Here is a 5,472-nt window from a genome sequence, read left to right on the forward strand (position 1 = left end):
TCCGTGCCGATCGGCTGACGCTGGTACTGCGCCCGCATGGCCGCGTTGTGCTCGAAGCCGCCGGACCCGACGACGACTCCACGCCGGGCTCGTACGCGCCCGGCGTGGAGTCGTCGTCGGGTCCGGCGGCTTCGAGCACAACGCGGCCATGCGGGCGCAGTACCAGCGTCAGCCGATCGGCACGGAGTGGACCGTCGGTGCGAAGGAGAACACGGGAGACGGCATCCGCGCCGGACAACGCGTCGGCGGGTCCGTCGCGTTGATGGACGACGCCTGGTGGGGACCGACCATCCCGGTCCCCGGCCGGCCGTACTTCTGCCTCGCCGAACGCACCCTCCCCGGCGGCCTCCTCGTCGACCGCTCCGGCGCCCGCTTCGTCAACGAGGCGGCCCCCTACAGCGACGTCGTCCACACCATGTACGACCGCCACCCCACCGACCCGGCCATCCCGGCCTGGCTGATCGTCGACCAGAACTACCGCAACCGGTATCTGTTCAAGGACGTCGCCCCGACCCTGCCCCTCCCCGACGACTGGTACGGCTCCGGAGCCGCGCACAAGTCCTGGACCTGGGACGGCCTCGCCACCGCCATCGGCGTCCCGCCCGCTGCCCTGCGCGCCACCGTGGACCGCTTCAACTCCCTCGCCCTGCGCGGCCAGGACACCGACTTCGGGCGCGGCGACAGCGTGTACGACCACTACTACACGGACCCCGCCGTCGTCCCGAACTCCTGCCTGGCCCCGCTCTGGCTGCCGCCCTTCCACGCCTTCCGGATCGTCCCCGGCGACCTCGGCACCAAGGGCGGCCTGCGCACCGACGCCCGCGCCCGCGTCCTGCGCCCCGACGGCACCCCGATCCCCGGCCTCTACGCCGCCGGAAACGCCAGCGCGGCCGTGATGGGCCACAGCTACGCCGGCGCCGGTTCGACGATCGGCCCCGCGATGACCTTCGGCTACCTGGCCGCGCTGGACCTCGCGGGGGTCCTCTAGGAGCTGCTCTCTCTCCGGCCGGGCTCTCTAGGCGCGGGCCACCAGGTAGGCCTGCGGCACCTTCTCGTCGAGTGCGGCCTCCGGTGCGCGGACCGTCCGGGACCGCACGGAGAAGCCGGCTTCGGCAAGAAGTCCGGCCATGCCCTCCGGCGTGCGGCGGTGGAAGTCCAGGGACACCGGGTGGCCCCACGGCCGTTCGAGGTGCCTGGGCTCCTCACCGACCTGGAAGGCGAGGAGGGCGTGCCCGCCGGGCTTGAGGACCCGCCGGAACTCGGCGAAGAGATGCGGGAGCCGGTCCGCGGGCGTGTGGATGGACGAGTACCAGGAGACGACCCCGTCCAGTGAGCCGTCCTCGTGCCCCAGCTCCAGCATCGAACCCCGCTCGAACCGGATTCGCGGATTCTCCCGCCGTGCCACCGCCAGCATCGACTCCGACAGGTCGAGCCCGGACATGGACAGGCCCAGCGACGCGAGATGCCCGGTCACCCGCCCCGGCCCGCACCCGAGATCGGCCACCTTCCCGCCCGCGCCGACCAGTTCGGCGTACAGCGCGAACACGGCCCGGTCCCAGGGGAGCTTCGCGTGCAGGTCGCGGAAGTGGTCGGCGTAGTCCTCGGCGATGGCGTCGTAGAAGGTACGGGTGGCGGTGAGGAAATCGGAGGCTTCGGTCATGCGCGGGACCGTAACCGGTACCACTGACAGCCCTCCGTCCTCCTACTCCCTACTCCGGGGACTCGCCCGCCTGCCGAGGCGTCTCCCCAGTCCCCCCGGTCTCCCCGCGCTTGCGCGCGACGCCCGCGCCCGCGTCGGCGCCCGCGCCGATGGCCACGCCCAGGCCGATGCCGAGGGAGAGGCCGAGTCCGAGGTTGTCGAAGACGGTGAGCCCGAGCGCGACCCCGAGGGCCGTGCCGATCCCCAGTCCGGCCGCGAGTCCGAGCGGCGCGGCGGGCGTGGCCCCGCCGGCGTCGGACGTGCCGCTTGTCCCGTCACCGTTTTCCATGTGATCCCCGTTTCCCGTCCCGTTCCCGTCGCGCCCGGTCAAGCGCGCGCACCCACATTGTCGCGGCTCGACGCAGCCCCAGTGCCCCCGGAGTCAGAAGGACACGGTCGAGGCCAAGGCCAGCGAGGCGACGGCGGTGGCGAAGTAGAAGCCGGGAAACGCGAGGTTGTGGAGCACGCGGGCGCGCAGATGGAAGGCGAGCGCGCCCAGGTAGAGCAGGACGAGGCCGCAGGCCGCGGCGGCGCCGAGAGGGCGCGGTGCGGCGCCGTGGAGGCCGAGGAGGAGGCCCGCCGCACCGGCCAGCTTGAGGGCGGCCAGCCGGGGCAGCCAGGATCGGGGGACACCCACCTCCGCCGAGTTGGCGAGGACGAAGCGCGCCCCGGCGAGGTCGGCGGCGGCGATACCGACGTTGACGGCGGCGGTGAGCAGGGTGACGACGAGGAGCGCGAGCTGGGTACCGGTCATGTCTTCAGAGTCCGCGGGCACCTTGGCACCGTCCAATACCTGCTTCTATAACCTGTTGGCATGGACGTGGACACGCGCCTGCTTCGGTACTTCGCCGCAGTGGCGGAGGAGGGCAGCCTGACCGGGGCGGCGGAGAGGCTGTTCGTCTCGCAGCCTGCGTTGACCAAGCAGATCCGGCGCCTGGAGGACGATCTCGGGGTACGGCTCTTCACGCGTTCGCGGTCGGGGATGGCGCTGACCGAGGCCGGCCGTGAGTTCGCCTCACGGGTGCCCGCACTGCTGGACGGCTGGGACGAGGCGGTTCGGGCAACCGGCCGGGCGGCGCGGGTGCTGCGCCTGGGCTTCCTGGACGCGGGCGCGGTGGGTGCCGTCCGCGAGGTCATCGCCGAATTCCGCCGAGCGCGGCCGGAGTGGCGGGTGGAACTGCGGCAGTTCGACTGGTCGGACCCGAGCGCCGGCCTGGCGCGGGGCGAGGTGGACGCGGCGGTGGTGCGTCTGCCGTTCCCGGGCCAGGCGAGGTTGACGGTGCGGGAGTTGTTCGTCGAGGAGCGCGGGGTGCTGCTACCAGCTCGGCATCCGCTGGCGAACAGCGAGACGGTGGAGTTCCGGGAGCTGTGGGACGAGCCGTTCGTCGCGGCCGGAGCCGACACCGGAGCCTGGAGGGAGCACTGGCTGGCGGCGCAGGAGCGGGACGGGCACCCCGTCCGGGTCGGCGCCGTCACCAGCCGTCCCGACGAATGGCTCGGAGCGGTGGCGGGTGGCTGCGTGGCGCTGGCCCCGGCGTCGGCGGCCCGTTTCTACTCCCACCCGGACGTGGTGTTCCGTCCGGTCCGCGGGGTCTCACCGAGCCGGGTGGGGCTGGCCCGGCCTCGGGGGCGGACGCACGGGGCGCCGCTGGACGAGCTGCTGGACGAGCTGCTGGAGGCCTTCGCGCGGCGGCTGAGCCGGAGTTGACCCGATGGCGCTCACCGAGGGACGGGACCCGGCCTGGCGGGGGCCGTCGCGGAAAGGCAGGAGCCCCGTCGCCTTGCGGCGCGGGGCTCCTTGGGTACTGCTCTCAGAGACTTGCGATCTCAGGGTGTGATAGCGATCAGACGGGGGTGACGTTCTCCGCCTGCGGGCCCTTCGGACCCTGGGTCACGTCGAAGGAGACCGCTTGGTTCTCCTCGAGCGAACGAAAACCCTGCGCATTGATCGCGGAGTAGTGGACGAAGACGTCGGGGCCGCCGCCCTCCTGGGCGATGAAGCCAAAGCCCTTTTCGGCGTTGAACCACTTCACGGTTCCGGTAGCCATAAGCCCTCCTTGGGCCCAAAGGGTTGCCCTGCTCCAGAACCCTGCAAGCGTGAAAGCAAGTGCCGCACAACTGCATACGTCTGAAAACGTCAAGAGCCTGCGGTTACATGCTCCGCAGGCTCTGTACTGCAAGGGAAACCAAACTGCAACTTGCGGCGAGCCTAGCATGTGGGCACCGGAAAGCAATAGAGGTCAAGATCACGTCACCCGGACGTTTGAAGATCCGGAAAAGGGCTTGACGGCGGACGCCCGCGGGGTCGATGGAGAGGGCCGTAGCGGGGTCGGAGACGGCCTGCCGGCGGACGGGGTCTATCGTCGCGATGTGGACAATTCTCGCACCCGGCCGCGCGTCGGCCACATCCAGTTCCTCAACTGCCTGCCCCTGTACTGGGGGCTCGCGAGAACCGGCACGCTCCTCGACTTCGAGCTGACCAAGGACACCCCGGAGAAGCTCAGCGAGCAGTTGGTGCGGGGGGACCTCGACATCGGGCCCATCACCCTCGTCGAGTTCCTGAAGAACGCCGACGACCTGGTCGCCTTCCCCGACATCGCCGTCGGCTGCGACGGTCCCGTCATGTCCTGCGTGATCGTCTCCCAGGTGCCGCTGGAGGAACTGGACGGCGCCCGCGTCGCCCTCGGCTCCACCTCGCGCACCTCCGTGCGCCTGGCCCAACTCCTGCTGTCCGACCGCTACGGCGTCCGGCCGGAGTACTACACCTGCCCGCCCGACCTGAGCCTGATGATGCAGGAGGCCGAGGCGGCCGTACTCATCGGTGACGCGGCGCTGCGGGCGAACCTCCTCGACGGCCCCAAGTACGGCCTCCAGGTGCACGACCTCGGCGCGCTCTGGAAGGAGTGGACCGGCCTGCCGTTCGTCTTCGCGGTGTGGGCGGCGCGCCGGGACTACCTGGAGCGTGAGCCGCTCATCACCCGCAAGGTCCACGAGGCCTTCCTCGCCTCCCGCAACCTCTCCCTCGAAGAGGTCACCAAGGTCGCCGAACAGGCGGCCCGTTGGGAGAACTTCGACGAGGAGGTCCTGGAGCGGTACTTCACCACCCTGGACTTCCGCTTCGGGCCCGCCCAGCTGGCGGCCGTCACCGAGTTCGCCCGCCGCGTCGGCCCGACGACCGGCTTCCCGGCCGACGTCAAGGTCGACCTTCTTCAGCCGTAGGGACGGCACTAGGCTGCTGGCGGGCCGCGGAGGCCCGAGAGGTCCACGGACCTACGGGGGAGGGGTGGACGTCATGCAGCCGCTCGGTGCCGACGAACCGACCGAGGTGGGGCCCTACCGGCTGCTCGGCCGGCTCGGCTCCGGCGGGATGGGCCGCGTCTACCTCGGCCGCAGCGCCGGCGGCCGGACCGTCGCCGTGAAGATCGTGCACCCGCACCTCGCGCTCGACGAGGAGTTCCGGGCCCGCTTCCGGCGCGAGGTCGACGCCGCCCGGCGGGTCGGCGGCGCCTGGACCGCGCCCGTCCTGGACGCCGACCCGACGGCGGACGTCCCCTGGGTCGCCACCGCGTACGCGGCCGGACCCTCACTGGCCGCAGCGGTCGCGGGCGGCGGCGCACTGCCCGAGCACACCGTACGAGTGCTGGGGGCGGGCCTCGCCGAAGCGCTCGACACCGTCCACGGACTCGGCCTCGTGCACCGGGACGTCAAGCCGTCCAACGTCCTCCTCACCGTCGACGGTCCCCTGCTCATCGACTTCGGCATCGCCCGCGCCA

At 71.7% G+C, this 5,472-nt stretch carries 7 protein-coding genes and 1 pseudogene; 4 read left to right on the forward strand and 4 right to left on the reverse strand.

From position 1 onward, the window contains the following. Positions 1–85: 85 nt before the first annotated feature. A pseudogene (locus tag BZL64_RS37205) lies at positions 86–988 on the forward strand (FAD-binding protein); the annotation flags it as partial. Positions 989–1,015: 27 nt separating this feature from the next. Here the strand turns inward: BZL64_RS37205 and BZL64_RS37210 are convergent. The 3 genes from BZL64_RS37210 to BZL64_RS37220 form a co-directional block, all read right to left on the reverse strand. Beyond that, positions 1,016–1,660, reverse strand: a complete 645-nt coding sequence (locus BZL64_RS37210; protein WP_086773412.1) for a class I SAM-dependent DNA methyltransferase — start codon at positions 1,658–1,660, stop codon at positions 1,016–1,018. A gap of 49 nt (positions 1,661–1,709) precedes the next feature. Further along, entirely contained in the window at positions 1,710–1,988 is a 279-nt protein-coding gene (locus BZL64_RS37215; protein ID WP_086773413.1) for a hypothetical protein, read from the reverse strand. A gap of 93 nt (positions 1,989–2,081) precedes the next feature. Continuing rightward, on the reverse strand, positions 2,082–2,453 hold the full coding sequence (locus BZL64_RS37220; protein WP_086773414.1) for a DoxX family protein: 372 nt from the start codon (positions 2,451–2,453) through the stop codon (positions 2,082–2,084). Between the two features lie 60 nt (positions 2,454–2,513). Between BZL64_RS37220 and BZL64_RS37225 the strand changes: the two genes are divergently transcribed. Further along, positions 2,514–3,407, forward strand: a complete 894-nt coding sequence (locus BZL64_RS37225; RefSeq protein WP_086773415.1) for a LysR family transcriptional regulator — start codon at positions 2,514–2,516, stop codon at positions 3,405–3,407. 136 nt (positions 3,408–3,543) lie between these two features. Here BZL64_RS37225 and BZL64_RS37230 read toward each other — a convergent pair whose 3' ends face one another. Then, the gene (locus tag BZL64_RS37230) at positions 3,544–3,747 is read right to left on the reverse strand and encodes a cold-shock protein (RefSeq protein WP_073499902.1); all 204 of its coding nucleotides are present in this window, start codon (positions 3,745–3,747) and stop codon (positions 3,544–3,546) included. A 322-nt stretch (positions 3,748–4,069) separates the two neighbouring features. Here BZL64_RS37230 and BZL64_RS37235 point away from each other — a divergent pair, with 322 nt between their 5' ends. Beyond that, on the forward strand, positions 4,070–4,918 hold the full coding sequence (locus BZL64_RS37235) for a menaquinone biosynthetic enzyme MqnA/MqnD family protein (protein WP_086773416.1): 849 nt from the start codon (positions 4,070–4,072) through the stop codon (positions 4,916–4,918). 73 nt (positions 4,919–4,991) lie between these two features. Next, a partial coding sequence (locus tag BZL64_RS37240) for a serine/threonine-protein kinase (RefSeq protein ID WP_143663433.1) occupies positions 4,992–5,472 on the forward strand: 481 nt, incomplete at its 3' end.

This window comes from Streptomyces bobili (genome assembly GCF_002154575.1).
Lineage (GTDB): Bacteria > Actinomycetota > Actinomycetes > Streptomycetales > Streptomycetaceae > Streptomyces > Streptomyces bobili.

What these genes read in the sequence shown, in the direction of transcription:
- BZL64_RS37210 (WP_086773412.1), bottom strand. Translation starts at nt 1,660, where the DNA reads ATGACCGAAGCCTCCGATTTCCTCACCGCCACCCGTACCTTCTACGAC.
- BZL64_RS37215 (WP_086773413.1), bottom strand. Translation starts at nt 1,988, where the DNA reads ATGGAAAACGGTGACGGGACAAGCGGCACGTCCGACGCCGGCGGGGCC.
- BZL64_RS37225 (WP_086773415.1), top strand. Translation starts at nt 2,514, where the DNA reads ATGGACGTGGACACGCGCCTGCTTCGGTACTTCGCCGCAGTGGCGGAG.
- BZL64_RS37220 (WP_086773414.1), bottom strand. Translation starts at nt 2,453, where the DNA reads ATGACCGGTACCCAGCTCGCGCTCCTCGTCGTCACCCTGCTCACCGCC.
- BZL64_RS37230 (WP_073499902.1), bottom strand. Translation starts at nt 3,747, where the DNA reads ATGGCTACCGGAACCGTGAAGTGGTTCAACGCCGAAAAGGGCTTTGGC.